17 protein-coding genes are annotated in these 16,617 nt (G+C 72.2%); 15 read left to right on the forward strand and 2 right to left on the reverse strand.

What is annotated here, in order from left to right; genetic code table 11:
* Window position 1: 1 nt before the first annotated feature.
* From LO931_RS14070 to LO931_RS14115, 10 genes are all read left to right on the forward strand, one after another.
* Window positions 2-886, forward strand: coding sequence for an ABC transporter permease (locus tag LO931_RS14070; protein ID WP_229054383.1), 885 nt, complete (start codon window positions 2-4; stop codon window positions 884-886).
* Window positions 883-2,193 carry an MCE family protein gene (locus tag LO931_RS14075; RefSeq protein WP_229054385.1) on the forward strand — a complete coding sequence of 437 codons (1,311 nt, stop codon included), beginning with the start codon at window positions 883-885 and terminating at the stop codon, window positions 2,191-2,193. The genes LO931_RS14070 and LO931_RS14075 overlap by 4 nt, the downstream gene beginning before the upstream one ends.
* The gene (locus LO931_RS14080; RefSeq protein WP_229054387.1) at window positions 2,190-3,197 is read left to right on the forward strand and encodes an MCE family protein; all 1,008 of its coding nucleotides are present in this window, start codon (window positions 2,190-2,192) and stop codon (window positions 3,195-3,197) included. Before LO931_RS14075 ends, LO931_RS14080 begins: the two co-directional genes overlap by 4 nt.
* Window positions 3,198-3,285: 88 nt before the next feature.
* Window positions 3,286-4,305 (forward strand): MCE family protein, encoded by a 1,020-nt coding sequence (locus LO931_RS14085; protein ID WP_229054389.1) that lies wholly within the window; start codon window positions 3,286-3,288, stop codon window positions 4,303-4,305.
* Entirely contained in the window at window positions 4,302-5,336 is a 1,035-nt protein-coding gene (locus LO931_RS14090) for an MCE family protein (protein ID WP_229054391.1), read from the forward strand. Before LO931_RS14085 ends, LO931_RS14090 begins: the two co-directional genes overlap by 4 nt.
* Window positions 5,333-6,649, forward strand: a complete 1,317-nt coding sequence (locus LO931_RS14095) for an MCE family protein (protein ID WP_229054393.1) — start codon at window positions 5,333-5,335, stop codon at window positions 6,647-6,649. The genes LO931_RS14090 and LO931_RS14095 overlap by 4 nt, the downstream gene beginning before the upstream one ends.
* Window positions 6,646-7,839, forward strand: a complete 1,194-nt coding sequence (locus tag LO931_RS14100) for an MlaD family protein (protein WP_229054395.1) — start codon at window positions 6,646-6,648, stop codon at window positions 7,837-7,839. The genes LO931_RS14095 and LO931_RS14100 overlap by 4 nt, the downstream gene beginning before the upstream one ends.
* A complete protein-coding gene (locus tag LO931_RS14105; RefSeq protein ID WP_229054400.1) occupies window positions 7,836-8,525 on the forward strand; it encodes a hypothetical protein in 690 nt (229 codons plus the stop codon). Before LO931_RS14100 ends, LO931_RS14105 begins: the two co-directional genes overlap by 4 nt.
* Window positions 8,522-9,040 carry a hypothetical protein gene (locus LO931_RS14110; protein WP_229054402.1) on the forward strand — a complete coding sequence of 173 codons (519 nt, stop codon included), beginning with the start codon at window positions 8,522-8,524 and terminating at the stop codon, window positions 9,038-9,040. The genes LO931_RS14105 and LO931_RS14110 overlap by 4 nt, the downstream gene beginning before the upstream one ends.
* A gap of 189 nt (window positions 9,041-9,229) precedes the next feature.
* On the forward strand, window positions 9,230-9,649 hold the full coding sequence (locus LO931_RS14115; protein ID WP_229054403.1) for a hypothetical protein: 420 nt from the start codon (window positions 9,230-9,232) through the stop codon (window positions 9,647-9,649).
* On the opposite strand, the gene LO931_RS14120 is transcribed toward LO931_RS14115, so the two are convergent.
* Entirely contained in the window at window positions 9,650-10,171 is a 522-nt protein-coding gene (locus LO931_RS14120) for a metallophosphoesterase (RefSeq protein ID WP_229054404.1), read from the reverse strand.
* Window positions 10,172-10,222: 51 nt separating this feature from the next.
* Here LO931_RS14120 and LO931_RS14125 point away from each other — a divergent pair, with 51 nt between their 5' ends.
* Window positions 10,223-11,305: an FAD-dependent monooxygenase gene (locus LO931_RS14125; protein ID WP_229054406.1), complete on the forward strand. Its 1,083-nt coding sequence runs from the start codon at window positions 10,223-10,225 to the stop codon at window positions 11,303-11,305.
* Window positions 11,306-11,397: 92 nt separating this feature from the next.
* Here LO931_RS14125 and LO931_RS14130 read toward each other — a convergent pair whose 3' ends face one another.
* On the reverse strand, window positions 11,398-12,228 hold the full coding sequence (locus tag LO931_RS14130; protein WP_229054408.1) for an alpha/beta fold hydrolase: 831 nt from the start codon (window positions 12,226-12,228) through the stop codon (window positions 11,398-11,400).
* Window positions 12,229-12,273: 45 nt separating this feature from the next.
* On the opposite strand from LO931_RS14130, the gene LO931_RS14135 reads away from it, so the two are divergent.
* The 4 genes from LO931_RS14135 (at window position 12,274) to LO931_RS14150 (ending at window position 16,604) form a co-directional block, all read left to right on the forward strand.
* Window positions 12,274-13,674, forward strand: a complete 1,401-nt coding sequence (locus LO931_RS14135; RefSeq protein WP_229054409.1) for an NAD(P)/FAD-dependent oxidoreductase — start codon at window positions 12,274-12,276, stop codon at window positions 13,672-13,674.
* A gap of 116 nt (window positions 13,675-13,790) precedes the next feature.
* Entirely contained in the window at window positions 13,791-14,222 is a 432-nt protein-coding gene (locus tag LO931_RS14140; protein WP_229054411.1) for an FMN-binding protein, read from the forward strand.
* Entirely contained in the window at window positions 14,173-15,063 is an 891-nt protein-coding gene (locus LO931_RS14145; protein ID WP_229054413.1) for an FAD:protein FMN transferase, read from the forward strand. The genes LO931_RS14140 and LO931_RS14145 overlap by 50 nt, the downstream gene beginning before the upstream one ends.
* The gene (locus tag LO931_RS14150; protein ID WP_229054415.1) at window positions 15,060-16,604 is read left to right on the forward strand and encodes an FAD-dependent oxidoreductase; all 1,545 of its coding nucleotides are present in this window, start codon (window positions 15,060-15,062) and stop codon (window positions 16,602-16,604) included. The genes LO931_RS14145 and LO931_RS14150 overlap by 4 nt, the downstream gene beginning before the upstream one ends.
* Window positions 16,605-16,617 lie beyond the last annotated feature (13 nt).

A 16,617-nucleotide genomic window follows, 5' to 3' on the forward strand; every position in this document is an offset into this window, starting at 1 on the left:
CATGGCCGTCGCACCAGTCCCGCAGAGAGCCGGCGCACGCCGGTCGAGCCCGGCGCGTCCGTCGCTCGCGCGCCGCGCAGCCACGGCCCCGGTCGACCGGCTGGCCCAGCTGGGCGTCGGTCTGCGCTTCCACCTGAGCGTGCTCGCCGACATCCCGCAGGCGCTGCGCCACCACCCGAAGGAGATCCTGCGGCTGCTGTCGGAGGTCAGCTTCGGCACCGGCGCGCTGGCCGTCATCGGCGGCACGATCGGCGTGATGCTCGGCATGACGCTGTTCGTCGGCACCGTCGTCGGCATGCAGGGCTACGCGGCCCTCGACCAGATCGGCACCGCGACGCTCAACGGCTTCATCTCGGCGTACTTCAACACCCGCGAGATCGCGCCGCTCGTCGCCGCCCTCGCCCTCTCGGCCACCGTCGGCTCGGGCTTCACCGCCCAGCTCGGCGCGATGCGCATCAACGAGGAGGTCGACGCGCTCGACGTCATGGCCGTCTCGAGCCGCCGCTACCTCGTCACCACGCGGGTCATCGCCGGCTTCGCCGCGATCATCCCGCTCTACGTTATCGGCCTGCTGATGTCGTACGCCGGCTCCCGCATCGTCACGGTGTACTTCCACGGCCAGTCCGCCGGCACCTACGACCACTACTTCGAGCTGTTCCTGCCGCCCATCGACATCCTGCTGTCGTTCCTCAAGGTCATGGTGTTCGCGGTCATCATCATCCTGATCCACTGCCGCCTCGGCTTCACGGCCCACGGCGGACCGGCGGGCGTCGGCATCGCGGTCGGCACGGCCGTGCGGCGCAGCATCGTGACTGTCGCCGTCCTCGACCTGGTGCTCTCGATGGCGCTGTGGGGCACCACCTCGACCGTGAGGATCGCCGGATGAGCGGGCCCGTGGTCGTCAAGAGCACCCGCACCGCCGACACGGTCTTCGGCGTCGCGTTCATCGGCCTGATCGTGCTGGGCCTGCTCGTCGCCGCGCTGGTCTACGACCGCGCGTTCGTCTCGAGCACCGAGGTCAGGCTGACGACCGGCAGCGTCGGCAACGCGATGCAGAAGGGCTCCGACGTGAAGCTCAACGGCGTGCCGGTCGGCGTGGTCGAGGACATCGAGTCCACTGCCGACGGCGCGGTGCTGACCCTCTCGCTCAAGCCGTCGGTCGCCGAGAAGCTGCCGAGCGACACCGTCGCGCGGCTCCTGCCCAAGACCCTGTTCGGCGAGCGCTACGTGCAGCTGCTGGCCGACGGCGCCACGAGCGGCGACGGACTCGCGGCGGGCGACACGATCCGCCAGGACGCCTCCGACGAGGCCATCGAGCTGGAGCAGGTGCTCGACGAGCTGCTGCCCGTGCTCGAGGCGCTGCAGCCGCAGAAGCTCTCCGCCGCGCTGGGCGAGCTGAGCCTGCTGCTCTCCGGTCGCGGTGCCGACATCGGCGAGTCGATGGAGCTGTGGGGCACCTATCTGACCCAGCTGCAGCCGTACGTGCCGCAGCTCGCCGACGACCTGGTCAAGCTCGGCCAGGTGGCGCGCACCTACGAGGTCGCCGCGCCCGACCTGCTCGAGGCGCTGGACGACCTCACGGTCACCGCGAACACGATGGTGGAGGAGCAGGAGACGTTGACGACCCTCTTCGCGAACGTCGTCACGGCGTCGAACACGACCCGTGACTGGCTGCAGGTGAATCAGGGCACGATCATCACGCTCTCGGCCGAGAGCCGCTCGGCGCTGGCTGCTGCCGCGCCGTACGCGACGCAGTTCCCGTGCCTGTTCAAGGCCGTCGCCGACTTCGTCCCGACGATGGACACGGTGCTCGGCAAGGACTCCGCCGAGCCCGGCATCCACGTCACGCTCAACGTCGTGCCGACCCGCGGCGCCTATGCGTACGGGCCCGACAACCCGCAGTTCTCCCGCGGTGGTCAGGCTCGGTGCCCGTACCAGAGCAGCGCCGCCGGGAGCCCGGCCCCAGCGCCCGCCGCCGACACCCCGCCGGTCGTCGCGCCGCCACCCAGCCCCCTCGTCGCCGCCCAGGTCGCCGACGCGATGGGCCTCGGCGAGGTCAACTCGCCGGCCGAGAACCAGCTCATCGCCGAGCTCCTCGCCGGCGGCCGGGGCCTCGCCCCCGATGACTATCCGGCGTGGTCCAGTCTCCTGCTCGGACCCGCCCTGCGCGGAACGGTGGTGACGGTCCAGTGACCCGCATCCTCATCAAGAGCGTCGTGTTCACCCTCGTGACCGTGCTGGCGACGATGGCCCTCGCGGCCACGATCCGGAACTCCAGCGGTCCCGGCGAGACCTTCACGGCGGTCTACACCGACGCGACGAGCCTCAACAAGGGCGACGACGTGCGCATGGCCGGCGTCAAGGTCGGCACGGTCAGCAGCATCGACCTCGACGACGACGCCAACGCCGTGGTCGAGTTCACCGTCTCCGGCTCCGCTCGGGTCGAGAAGGGCACGGTCGCGCAGCTCAAGTTCCGCAACCTCGTGGGACAGCGGTACATCTCGCTGGAGCCGCCGAGCGACCGCGGCGCCGAGCTCGAGCCCGGGTACACGTTCGGGCTCGACGAGACCGAGCCCGCGCTCGACCTGACGCTGCTGTTCAACGGGTTCCAGCCGCTGCTGAAGGTGCTCGACCCCGAGGACGTCAACACCCTCAGCGCCGAGATCATCGCGGTGTTCCAGGGCGACGGCGCCTCGGTCGACACGCTGCTGGCCAGCACCGGCAGCCTGACCTCGACGCTGGCCGAGAAGGACTCCGTCATCGGTGAGCTCATCACGAGCCTCAACTCGGTGCTCACGACGGTCAACAGCCGCACCGACCAGGTCGACACCGTGATCGTCACGCTGCAGGACCTCGTCTCCGGGCTGGCCTCGGACCGCGACACGATCGGCAGCACGCTCGACGGGCTCAGCGGCCTCTCGGTCAGCGTGGCCGAGCTCCTCGAGCAGGGGCGCACGCCGCTGAAGAACGACATCACGGCGCTGCAGACCCTCGCCGGCAACCTGTCCGACGCCGAGGGCACGCTCAACACGTTCTTCCAGACCCTCCCGACCAAGCTCGACGCGCTCGGCACGGTCGGCAGCTACGGATCCTGGCTCAACTTCTACGTCTGCCAGATCGACGGGGTCATCCCCGATCCCGAGGGCTACTACGGCGACCTCGGCGTCCAGGCCAACGCAGCGAGGTGCGGAGCATGAGCACCCACCGCTGGTCGAGGTGCGAAGGCGCTCTGGCGCCTGAGCCTCGAAACCTCGGTCGGTCCACGACAGCACAGGAGGTACACGCATGAGCAGGTTCGGGAAGTCGTTCGCGGAGCGCGACCGGGTGGTGATCGCTGCGGTGGGTCTCGTCGTGCTCGGGCTGCTGTTCTTCGCGACGTTCAGCTCCGCGCGACTGCCGCTGATCGGGGAGGGGCGCGAGTACACCGCGCACTTCGCCGAGGCCGGCGGGCTCAAGGAGGGCACCGAGGTGCGCGTGTCCGGCGTGAAGGTCGGCAGCGTCACGGGCGTCGAGCTCGACGGTGACGTCGTCGTCGTGTCCTTCACGGCCAAGGACGTCTCGCTCGGCTCGCAGACCACGGCCGCCGTGAAGGTCAAGACGCTCCTGGGGCAGAAGTACCTCGCGGTCGACCCCGGCGGACGCGGCGACCTCGACCAGGCGATCCCGCTCGAGCGCACCACGACGCCCTACGACGTGACCGCCGCCTTCTCGGACCTCTCGGAGAACATCACCGAGATCGACACGGCCCAGCTCGAGGAGAGCTTCACCGCCCTGGCCGACGCCTTCCGCGACACCCCGGAGTCGGTGCGCACCACCGTCGCGGGGCTGACCGACCTCTCGCGCACGATCTCGACGCGCGACGAGGAGCTCGCGACGCTGCTGGAGTCGACGAGCCAGGTCACGCAGACCTTCGCGAACCGCAACGACGAGCTCGCCGCCCTGATCTCCGACGGCAACCTGCTGCTGACCGAGCTGGCCGAGCGCCGGGCGACCGTCACGGCGCTGCTCGAGTCCACCGCGTCGCTCGGCACGCAGCTGCAGGGGCTGGTCTCCGACAACGAGGCGCAGCTGCAGCCCGCCCTGGCCGAGCTCGACCAGGTCGCCGCGATCCTCACCAACAACCAGGCCAACCTCGACTCGGCCCTGGCCAAGCTCGGCCCGTACTACCGGGTCCTGGCCTCGGCCTCCGGCAACGGCCGCTGGATCGACGCCTACATGTGCGGGCTGTTCGGCCCCGAGAACAAGCCCCAGCTGACCAACGACGTGACCCGGGACTGTGCGCCCGTGAGTGGAGGTGGGGCATGAGCCTCAGGAAGATCACGAGCACGCTCGCGGCCCTGCTGGTCGCGGCGCTGGTCGTCGCTGGACACCAGTGGTGGACCGACCGCAACCGGGTCGAGCTCACCGCCGAGTTCAGCGACGCCGTCGGCCTCTATCCGGGCTCCGACGTGCAGGTGCTGGGCGTCTCCGTCGGTGAGGTCACGTCCGTCGAGCCCGACGGACCCGTCGTGCGCGTCGGCATCCGGCTCGACCAGGGGCAGGAGGTCGCGGCCGACACGCGGGCCGTGCTGGTGGCACCGACCCTCGTCTCGGACCGCTTCGTGCAGCTGACCGAGCCGTACACCGAGGGCAAGGCCCTCGCGGACGGCGCGACGATCGGCATGGACGACACCGCGGTGCCGGTCGAGGTCGACGAGCTCTACCAGAGCCTGGAGGACATCAGCACCCAGCTCGGGCCCGACGGCGCGAACGCCGAGGGGGCCCTCTCGGACCTGCTGGACGTCGCCGCCGCGAACCTCGACGGCACGGGGCTCGACATCAACCGCACGATCAGCAGCTTCAGCGAGGCGTCCTCGACCCTCTCGGGCGTCGACGACGACCTGTTCGCCACGATCGGCCACCTGGCCGACCTCTCGGACATGCTCGCCGCCAACGACGCCGCCGTCTCCTCGGCGAACTCCCAGTTCGCGGAGGTCGCCGACTACCTCGCGGCGGACCGCACCGACCTGGCCGCCGCGATCACCAACCTGGGCGACGCGATGGCGGTGCTCGACGACTTCATCCGCGACAACCGCGGCAACCTGCAGACCAGCGTGCAGAACCTGATCGGCCCGACGCAGACGCTCGTCAACCAGCAGGCGTCGCTCGACGAGACCGTGCGGCTGATCCCGCTGGTGCTGCAGAACTTCGTGAACGCCTACAACCCGGCGTACAACACGATCGACGGACGCGGCAACCTGCTCGAGGCCACGATCTGGAGCGGCACGGGGCTGAGCGGCCAGACGTCGCCCTCGGCGCCCCCGGTGCTCATCCCCGGCGTGGAGGTGGCGCCGTGAGCACCGTCCGGAACACGTCGACGCCCCGCGCGCGCATCGACTGGCACCTGCGGGCCGCCGGTGCCGCCGTCGTCGCGGCGCTGCTGCTGGGCGGCTGCGGCCTGACCGACCGTGGGGTCTACGACACGCCTCTGCCCGGCGGCGCCGACGTCGGCTCCGAGCCGGTCACGCTGACGGCCGAGTTCGAGGACGTGCTCGACCTCGTCCCGCAGTCCTCGGTCCGCGCCGACAACGTGCCGGTGGGACGGGTCGCGAAGATCGACCTGGCTCCTGACGGTCGCTCCGCGGTCGTCGAGCTTCTCGTCAACGGCGACACCGACCTCCCCGAGGGCACCACGGCGCGGGTCGAGCAGACCTCGCTCCTCGGCGAGAAGTACGTCGCCCTCGTGCGACCGGACGACAGCCCGGCCGGCAACCGACAGCTCGAGTCGGGCGCTCGCCTCGATCTCGACGAGACCGACCGGGCGGCGCAGGTCGAGCAGGTGCTCGGCGCGCTGTCGATGGTGCTCAACGGCGGCGACATCGCCGAGTTCCAGACCATCTCGCGTGAGCTGCAGGCGATCTCGGACGGTGAGCCGGAGAAGATCCGCACGTTCCTGACCCAGCTCGAGGGCTTCGTGACGACGGTCGACGCGCGCAGCACCGACATCGCCGCCACGCTCGACAGCCTTGCCGCGCTGTCGACCACGCTGGACGGCGACAGCGACAAGATCGTCTCGGCGCTCGACGGGCTCGCCCCGGGGCTGACCGTCATGGAGGAGCAGCGACCCCAGTTCGTCGCGATGCTGGAGGCGCTCGACGGCCTCTCGTCCGTCGCGGTCGAGACGCTCGACGCCGCGCAGGCCGACATCATCGCCGACCTGCAGCTGCTCGAGCCGATCCTCACGCAGCTCGCCGCGTCCGGGCAGGATCTCCCGAACGCGCTCCAGATCCTGCTGACCTATCCGTTCCCGGACTCGGTGCTGCAGACCATCAAGGGCGACTACCTCAACGTCTTCGTCACGACGAACTTCCGCACGCTGCCGACCGACTGCACCGCGATCGGGTGCGAGTGGGCGCAGCCCGTGCAGCCGTGCCCCATCTGCACCGGTGGCGGCGGCGCCCCGGCACCGGCGCCCGTGCCGATGCTGATCCCGCCGACCAGCTCCCCGCTGCCGGGCGTGGCCACGCCGACGATGCCGACGCCGAGCCCCACCACCCCGGGGCCGACGCCGACGGACCCGGGTCCGTCGACCCCGCCGGCCACGACGCCACCCCCGTCGACGACGCCACCGTCCTCGCCCGACCCCGATGACGAGGAGGACTCGCCGTGATCACCAGCACCATCCGCGCCAAGCTGGTCGCGTTCATCGTGATCGCCCTGGTGGCCACGAGCTACCTGGCGGCGAAGTACGTGGGCCTCGACCCCTTCGCCCGCGGCTACCAGCTCGAGGTCGAGCTCCCCGACGCCGGCGGCCTGTTCGTCAACAGCGAGGTGACCTACCGCGGGGTCCAGATCGGCAGCGTCGAGAAGCTGACCGTGACCGACGACGGCATGGTGGCGACGCTCGAGATCGAGTCGGGGGCGCCGGACATCCCCGAGGACGCGGAGGCTACGGTCGCCAACCGCTCGGCGATCGGCGAGCAGTACCTCGACCTCAGCAGCGATGCCGGCGGCGGGCCGTTCCTGGCCGACGGCGACCGGCTGACGGGCGACGAGGACGCGCTGCCGCCGGCGTTCGACGACGTCCTGCGCTCGGGCCGCGACTTCCTCGCCTCGGTCCCGGAGGGGTCGCTGCGCACCGTGATCGACGAGACCTACAGCGCCACGCGCGGGCTGGGGGACGACTTCGGCGTGCTGCTCGACACGTCGCTGGAGTGGGCGAAGACCTCCCAGGCGAACCTCCTCGTCACGACGCGCCTCATCGAGAGCTCGGCCACGGTGCTCGACACCCAGATCGCCTCGAGCGACGACATCACGAGCTTCAGCGCCGACCTCGCCCTCATCACCGAGACGCTGCGCACGCACGACTCCGAGCTGCGCACGCTCATCTCGCAGTCGCCCGCCGCGATGGTCGAGCTGCACACGTTGTTCCGCGACGTCGGTCAGCCGCTCGGCATGCTGATGGGCAACCTCGTCTCGACCGCGCAGGTCTTCGGGGTCAACGCGCTGGGGGTCGAGGACGCGCTGATCCGCGTGCCCGACGCGGTCAGCATCGGCTGGCTCGTCGCGGGCAGCGGCTCGCTGAACCTGGGCCTGTCGACCTCCTTCACGCGGCCGGTCCCGTGCACGACCGGGTACGGCGGCACGACCGTGCGGCCCGGCACCGACACCGCCGAGGGCGAGCCGTTCAACACGGCTGCCGGGTGCGCCGTCGCCCCGTCGACCGGGGTCGACGTGCGGGGACCGGCCTCGGTGCCGGCCCAGGCGCTCACCACGGGTGCTGCCTCGATGCCCGCACCGACCGGCGTCGTGCTCAACGACGTCGACGACCTGTCCGACCTCCTGGGAGGGACGTCATGACCCCGTCCGAGATCCGTACCGCGGCGCAGATCGCCGCCTCCGAGACCGAGGAGGACGCACAGCTGGCGTCCGACTCGCGCGACGCGTCACCCGACGCGTCCGACGCCGACCCCGCCTCCGACACCTCCCTCCCGTCGGGGGCGGGGACCGGTGGCGACGGCGATGACGAGCATGGCTCGTCGAGGCGGCGGCCGGCCGGGCCGTTGATCGCGCTGATCCTCGGCGTCGGGCTCGCCTTCGTCGGAACGTGGCTGTGGTGGCAGGCGTCGAACGACGACCAGCTGGCCGCCGCCGAGTCGCGCGACCGCGTGCTGATCGAGGCCACGGCCGCGATCGAGACCCTCAACTCGCTCGACCACCGTGACGTCATCGGCGACCTGAAGGCCTGGGAGGACGTCACGACCGGCGTCATGCACGACCAGATCGCGGCGACCGACGAGGTCCAGCGCCAGCAGCTCGCTGATGCGTTGAAGGTCTCGGAGGGTGAGGTCGTCGACGCCGCCGTGCTGCGGCTCGACGGTCCGCAGGCCACCGTCGTCGCGGCCGTGGAGATCACGGTCACCGACGACGCAGCGCCGGAGAGCGAGCCGACGCTGAAGCGCAACCGGTTCTCCGCCGACCTGAAGCTGGTCGACGGGCAGTGGAAGATCGAGAACCTCCAGCAGGTGGCGGTGAGCCTCTCATGAGCCGCGTCCGCGCCCTGCTCGGCGCCCGTCCCACGCCCTACGTCCTGGCCGCGATGCTGGCCGTCATCGGTGCCTACGGGCTGTGGCAGGCCCACGACCTCCGCTCGACCCCGGCCGCGGAGAACCTCGCCGTGGTCGACGCGTCGCTGACCGCCGAGGTGCAGTCGTTCGTGACGCAGGGGCTCAGCCAGGTGCTGACCTACAACTTCGCCGATCCTGACGTCACCACGGCGGCCGCCGACCAGGTGCTCGCAGGCGACGCGCGCGAGGAGTACGACACGCTGTTCGCCGACCTCCAGGAGAAGGCACCGGGCCAGCAGCTCGTGCTGACCGCCTCGGTGCAGTCGGTCGCGGTCAAGGAGCTGACCGAGAGCTCGGCGGTGGTGATCGTCTTCCTCGACCAGACCAGCCAGCGGGCGGTCGACGACCAGGGGAGCATTTCCGCGGCCCAGCTCTCGGTCACCGCGAAGAAGTCCGGTTCCACCTGGACCATCACGGAGCTCTCCGTCCTCTGACCCGCGCCGGTTTCCCACGAGACCGCTCGTTTCCCGCGTCACGCGCACGAAGTTTCGTGTTGTTGATGCGGGATTCCGACGGTCTCGTGGGAATCCGCGCCGGGCGAGGCGGGGAGCGCTGCCCATCGCTCGCCAGCCTCGCGCTGCCTAGACTCGCCGCGACATCATCCACGAGCCACGGGGAGCATCGTGCACGCACCGAAGTACCAGGACCGCACGGTCCAGGCCACGCCGCAGTCCGCCTTCGACGCCGTCCTGGGTCTCGCGCAGGCCAAGCCCTACGAGCTGCGGGGCGTGAACAACGAGCTGCACCGCCTGCTGTTCCTGCGTGGCAAGACCGCGCTGTCGTGGGGCACGATCCACCTCGTCGAGGTCACGCCCGACGCCGCAGGTGCCAAGATCGCCGTCACGGTCGGCGGCCGCGACGACGCGCCGAAGGCGCTGATGGACGGCTGGAAGCACAGCAAGGCGGCCACCAAGCTGCTCGACGCGGCCGAGTCCGTGCTCGCCGGGTCGGTGCCGGCCCCGCACACGCCGATGGAGTCGCACGCGCTGCTCGACGACGGCCGCACCGTCCCGTGGACCGGGCCGGACTTCCCGACCGCCTGACTACCGGCGCAGCGGCAGGCGGTGCAGCTGGAGGTCGCGGAGCTCGCCGTCGTCCGCGACCGCGGTCATGTAGGTGCAGTACGGCTGGCGACGCCGGTCGGTGGGGGAGCCGGGGTTGAGCAGCCGCAGCGGCGCGCCGTCCGGGAGCTCGGCGACCGTGTCCCACGGGATGTGGCTGTGGCCGAACACCAGCACGTCGGCGTCCGGATAGGCCTCGGCGCACCGCTGCTCGCGGCCGCGCGAGCTCCCGGTCTCGTGGACGACCGCGAACCGGATGCCATCGATCTCCGCGCGGGCCACCTCGGGCAGGCGTTCGCGGAGCACGCCGTGGTCGTTGTTGCCGTAGACGCCGACGAGGCGTCGCGCTCGCGCCTCGAGCTCGTCGAGCAAGGCAACGTCCACCCAGTCGCCGGCGTGCAGCACGACGTCGGCCGCGTCGACCTCGTCCCACACCTGCTGCGGCAGCACCTTTGCGCGCTTCGGCAGGTGGGTGTCGGCGATGAGGAGAAGTCGCGTGGCCACGCGCCCAGTCAACCGGACGGCGGACGGGTCCGCAGGCGCTAGCGTGGCGGGGTGGAGCGCGTCGTCGTGGTCGGTGCCGGGCTGGCCGGACTCACGTTCGCCGCTGCCATGCGCCGTGCCGGGCTCGAGGTGGAGGTGCGCGACGAGCGTCCCGCCCTCGGGGGTGGCGCCGGGCTGACGATCTGGCCGAACGCGCTGGCGGCACTCGACGCGATCGACCTGGGCGACGCCGTGCGCGAGCTGGGGGAGCCGGCCGCGACCGCCGTGATCCGGCGCGCGGACGGTTCGCTCGTCCGGCGACTCGACCCCGTCGCCACGGTGCGGGCGCTCGGCGAGCCCGCGCGGGTGGTCGACCGTGGCGAGCTGCAGGCGCTGCTGGCCGAACACGCCGGACCGGTCACGCTGGACGCCGGCGTCACCGATCCGTCGCGGATCGACGCCGACTTCGTCGTGGGTGCCGACGGCTTCCGGTCGGCCGTGGCGCGACACCTCGACCCGCTCATGCGCGAGCGCCCGGCCGGCTACGTCGCGTGGCGCGGAGTCGCGCCCCTCCGCGTCGATCCGGCGATGGCAGGGGTGGTCTGGGGCGATGCGGCCGAGGCGGGCGTGGCGCCGATGACGGGCGACCGCACCTACTGGTTCGCGACCCGCGCGGGCGCCGCCGACGTGTGGCGGCCGGACGCGGACCTCTGGCCGGACCCGCTGCCGGAGCTCATCGCGGCGACCCCGGCCTCGGCGGTGCTGCAGCACGAGATGCTCGACCGTGACCCGCCGCGGCGCTGGTTCGACGCGCGGACCGTCGTGATCGGCGACGCGGCGCACGCGATGCAGCCCGGGCTGGGGCAGGGAGGTTGCCTGGCGATCGAGGACGCCGTGGTGCTGGCCGCGATGTGGGCCGAGCGCGGTGGGGGATCAGCGACGTTCGCGGCCTTCGAGCGCATCCGTCGACCCCGCACGACGGCGGCCCTGCGGACCTCGCGCACCGCGGGCCGCGTGCTGCACGGACCCCGCGGCCGCATCGCCGCCACCGTCGCCCGGCGCACGCCCGAGCCGATCGCGATGCGCGCCGCCGCGCGCTTCGCCAGCCGCGACTCCGGCCTCCGCGCCCTCGCCCGCGCCACCCCCGGTCGGTGAGCTAGAGGCGCCTCGGGGCCGATATGGCGCCTCTAGCTCACCGCCCAGGGGCGTGACACGCCACCAGCTCACGCCCGCCGGGTGGGGCGGGGTCAGTCGTGGCGGGCGAGGAAGTCGGCGATGCGGGGGGTGACTACCTCGGGGAGCTCGAGAGCCACGAGGTGGGCGCCGTTCTCGACGACCCACATCTCGGAGCCGGGGATCGCATCGGCCATCGCCTGCGTCTCGGCGACCGGGAACGTCGCGTCCTCGCGCCCGGCCACCACCAGCACCGGCCGCTCGATCTGCGCGAGGAGCGACCGCTGGTCGGGCCGGTCGGGCACGACGCTGCGCACGGCCCATGCCACCGAGTCGAGGTCGACCTGCCGCGCCGACTCGCGCACGTGCTGCACGACGGCGGGTCGCTCGCGCAACGACGTCGGACCCAGGAACGCCTTCAGCACCGACCGCGTCAGCGGCGGGCGGATGCCGCCGAGCATCCGCCCGAGCCGGAGCATCGCGCCGAACTCGAGCCGCTGCAGACGCCCCGCCGCCGAGCCGGTCGCGTTCATCAGCACGGCCGCACCGAGCCGGTCGCCGTGGCGGGCGGCGAACGTCGCCCCGACCATGCCGCCCCAGGAGTTGCCGACCACGTGGGCCGTCTCGACCTCCGCGTGGTCGAGCACGTCGAGCAGCACGCCGGCGCACTCGTCGAGCGAGAAGCTGCGCCGCAGGGGCTCGCTGCGCCCGTGCCCGGGAGGGTCGAGCGCGAGCGTCGTCCAACGTCGCGAGAGCTGCTCGGTGACCCCGTCCCACAGCGAGCCGTCCATCAGCAGGCTCGGCCACAGCACGACCAGCGGCCCGTCGCCCCGCCGGCGCACGTGCAGCGTGCCCAGCCGGGTCGGGATCGGCAGCTCGTCGGGCTCCGGCGCGGGGGAGGTCACGTCGTCACGCTAGGTGACCGGCGAGGTCCTCGCTAGCGTGACGGCATGACCACCGCCGTCGTGATCGGCTCGGGCCCCAACGGGCTCGCCGCCGGCATCGTGCTGGCCCGCGCCGGCCTCGACGTCACGGTCGTCGAGGCCGAGGACGAGATCGGCGGCGGGATGCGCTCAGCCGAGCTGACGGTGCCCGGGGTGCTGCACGACGTCTGCTCCGCGGCGCACCCGACCGGGGTCGCGTCACCCTTCTTCTCCTCGCTCGACCTCGAGCGGCACGGCCTGACCTGGCGGTGGGCCGAGGTCGAGGCCGCCCACCCGCTCGACGGCGGCCGCGGTGCCGCCCTCCGACGCGACGTCGACGCGACGGCCGCGAGCCTCGGTGCGGACGCCGACGCGTGGCGCCGGCTGTTCGCTCCGCTCGTGGAGCGTGCCGACGCGATCACGCGCAGCACCCTGGCCCCGCTCGTCGCGGTGCCGCCGCACCCCCTGGTGATGGCACGGTTCGGCGCGCTGGGCCTGCCGCCCTCCACGTTCGTCGCGCGCCGCTTCGAGACCGAGGAGGCACGCGCCCTGTTCGCCGGCCTCACGGCGCACGCGGTGGCCCCGCACACCCGCTGGGCCACGGGCGCGATCGGCCTGATGTTCGGCCTGATGGGTCAGGCGAAGGGGTGGCCCGTCGCCGAGGGTGGTTCGGCCGCGATCGCGCGAGCGCTCACGTCGGTGCTGACCGAGTCCGGCGGACGGGTCGTGAAGGGGGAGCGGGTCACGTCGCTGCCCGACGCCGATGTCGTCATGTTCGACACCGCGGTCGACCAGCCGCTCGCGATGCTCGGAGATCGGCTGCCGCGCCGGGTCCGCCGCGCGCTGGAGCGATGGCGTCCGGGCCCGGGCCTGTTCAAGATCGACCTCGCCGTCGACGGTGGCATCCCGTGGCAGCACCCCGACACGGCCCTCGCCGGCACCGTGCACGTGGGCGGCACGCTCGAGGAGATCCACGCCGCGGACTCGGCGGTGAACGCGGGGCGCATGCCGCAGCGGCCGTTCGTCATGGTGTGCCAGCAGTACCTGGCCGACCCGGCGCGGTCGAACGGGTCGGTGCACCCGGTGCTGGCGTACGCCCACGTGCCGCACGGCTACACCGGCGACGCGACCCAGGCAATCCTCGACCAGCTCGAGCGGTTCGCGCCCGGCACCCGCGACCGTGTCGTCGGCATGGCCGTCACGTCGACGGCCGACCTGCAGGCGCACAACGCCAACTACCTCGGCGGCGACGTCACGGGCGGCGAGATGACGCTGTGGCAGACCGTGGCGCGCCCGCGGCTCTCGCTCGACCCGTACCGGCTCGGCGTGCCCGGTCTGTACCTGTGCTCGTCGGCAACTCCGCCCGGCGGTGGCGTGCACGGCATGGCAGGGTTCCAGGCAGCGACGCGGGCTGTGTCCCGGCTGTGAGCTTCCCAATCGGGAACCGACCCGAGCGCACGTCCGTTGACTGATTGACGTTTCCACCAACCCCGACCCAGGAGCCGAGACCGGTGACCCACCTCTCCCGTAGCAAGAAGCTGGCCATGAGTGGCGCGGCCGCCGTCCTGATGCTCACCGCGGCGTGCGGCGGCGGATCGGACACGGAGTCGGAGTCGACCGACTCGAGCAGCTCCGACGAGACCACGGAGGACGCCTCGTCCACCGAGACCGCCACGACCTACACGGTCGGTGACTACAGCGCCGAGGGCAGCTACCAGACGCCGGGCGGCACGCAGAGCGTCGAGGTCGAGCTGAGCCTCGAGGCCGACGGCACGATCACGGCCGTGACCGTGACACCCCAGGCGGACGGGGGCAACTCCGAGCAGTTCCAGACGAAGTTCGCCGGCGGCATCGCCGACGAGGTCGTCGGCACGAAGATCGACGACCTGGACGTCTCGAAGGTCTCCGGCTCGTCGCTCACGAGCGGTGGCTTCAACGCGGCCGTCGACGAGATCAAGGCCGAGGCCGCTGCCTGAGCCCTGGCGGTTCGAGGCGATCGGCACCGCCTGGACCGTCGACACGAGCGAGGACGTCTCGGCAGAGCAGCGTGCGGGCGTCGCCGACCTCGTCCGCGAGATCGACCGCACGTGGTCGCGCTTCCGCGAGGACGGAGGCGTCGCGCGCCTGCGTGCCGGTGAGACCGTCGACCTCGGCCCTGGTGCCGCGGAGCTGCTCGACCTGTACGACGAGCTGCACGACGCCACCGACGGTGCGGTGAACCCGCTCGTCGGCGGAGGGCTCGAGGTGCTCGGCTACGACGCCGCCTACACGCTGACCCGCCACGGCGACCCGGTCGCTGCCCCCGCCTGGTCGACCGCGCGCCGCGTCGGCACGACGCTGCAGGTGCCGGTCGGCGCGGTGCTCGACGTCGGTGCCGCGGGCAAGGGCTGGCTCGTCGACCGGGTCGCCACACAGCTCGTCGAGGCCGGGCACGCGCCCACCGTCGACGCCGGCGGCGACATCGCCCATCACGGGACGGCACCGATCCGCGTCGCCATGGAGCACCCCGGCGACCCGACCCTCGCGGTCGGCGTGGTCGACCTGCAACCGGGCCTCGCGCTGTGCGGCTCCGCCGTCAACCGCCGGGCCTGGGGCGAGGGCCTGCACCACGTGCTCGACGCCCGCACCGGCCGCCCCACGCGGGGCGTCGTCGCGAGCTGGGTGGTCGCCCGGACGGCCGCCGTGGCCGACGGCGCCGCGACCGCGCTCTTCTTCGTGCCGCCCGCGCGTCTGGCGGCGCTCGACGTGGAGGCCGCCTGGATCGATGATGAAGGCCTCCACACGACCCCCGACTTCCCAGGCGAGGTGTTCTCATGATCCGCGCGCTGCTCGGCCGCGTGACGATGTACCGGATCGTCACGATCGTGCTGCTCGCGCTCGCGGTCGTCGCGTTCGTGCTCACCGCGACGTCCCGCCTCGACCCGTCGATCTTCACGCTGCGTGGCCTCCTCGCGACCCTGGCCGTGCTCGTCGTGACCTCGGTCGTCGCCGACCACCTGCTGGGGCTCGTCGTCCGGCGCCGCCCGCACACCGAGTCGGCCGTCATCACGGCGCTGCTGCTGTGGTTCATCTACTGGCCCACGCTCGACGTGGGCACGCTCGCCTGGCTCGGACTGACGGCCGTCGCGGCGCAGGCCTCCAAGTACGTGCTGGTGTGGCGCGCGCGGCACGTGTTCAACCCCGCGGCCGCGGGTGCCGTGCTGATGATCCTGCTCGGCGAGCTGCTCGGCGACCGGGTCGACAACCCGCCGCCGTCGACCACCTGGTGGGTCGCCAGTGAGTCGATGGCCTGGTTCGTTCTGCTCGGCGCACTGGTGGTGCTCTACCGCACGGGGCGCTTCGCGCTCGCGATCACGTTCGCGGTCCCCGCCGCGCTGCTGACGTACTGGAACGTCTCCTCGTTCTATCCCGAGCTCGGCCAGTCGCTGGAGTACGTGGCCTACTCCACGCCGATCGTGTTCTTCGCGGCGTTCATGCTGACCGAGCCGCTCACGCTCGCCCCTCGGCGGGCGCAACAGCTCGTGCTCGCGGTGGCCGCGGCGGTCGTGTTCACGTGGCCGCTGTGGACCACGAAGATCTTCGACGCGCCGATCGTGCTCGGACCGTTCGAGGGCACCTACGAGCTGGCGCTCGTGGGGGTCAACCTCGTCGCCTTCCTGCTCGGACAGCGTGGCGGGGTGCGGCTGCGGCTGCTCGAGTCGCGCGAGCTCGGTGGTGACCTGCACGAGTTCCGGTTCGAGCCGCGCCGCCGGGTGCGCCTGCGGGCCGGGCAGTACCTCGAGCTCCAGCTGTCGCACGCGGCCGACGTCCGCGGCGAGCGCCGGGCCTTCACGATCGCCTCGGTGCCCGACGCCGACACGGTCGACATCGCGGTGCGGGTCCCGGAGGACTGCTCGAGCTTCAAGCGCGAGCTCGCCGCCCTGCAGCCGGGCGACGAGGTGCACGCGACCGGCGTGAGCGGCGACTTCCTGTGGCCGCGAGGCGCCGGCCCGGTGCTGCTCGTCGCCGGCGGCATCGGCGTGACGCCGTTCCTCAGCCAGGTGCGCCACGAGCCGAGCCGCGACGCGGTGCTGGTCTACGGCGTGCCCTCGGCGGCGAACGTGCCGTACCGCGACGAGCTGGTCGCCGCCGGCACGCAGGTCGTGCTCGTGGCCCCCGACGAGCCGGTCGACCTCCCTGACGGATGGACCCACGTGCGCGAGTCGTTCGTGACGGGTGAGGTCGTGCGCGAGGCGGTCCCCGACGCGAGCGACCGGCGCGCCTTCGTGTCCGGCCCGCCCGCGATGGTCTCCCCGGTGGCGACCGACCTGCGCAAGCACCGCATCCGCGTGAAGACCGACCACTTCACCGGCTACTGAGGGCGCACCTCAG

It is taken from the genome of Aeromicrobium sp. Leaf350 (assembly GCF_916858655.1).
Taxonomy (GTDB): Bacteria; Actinomycetota; Actinomycetes; order Propionibacteriales; family Nocardioidaceae; genus Aeromicrobium.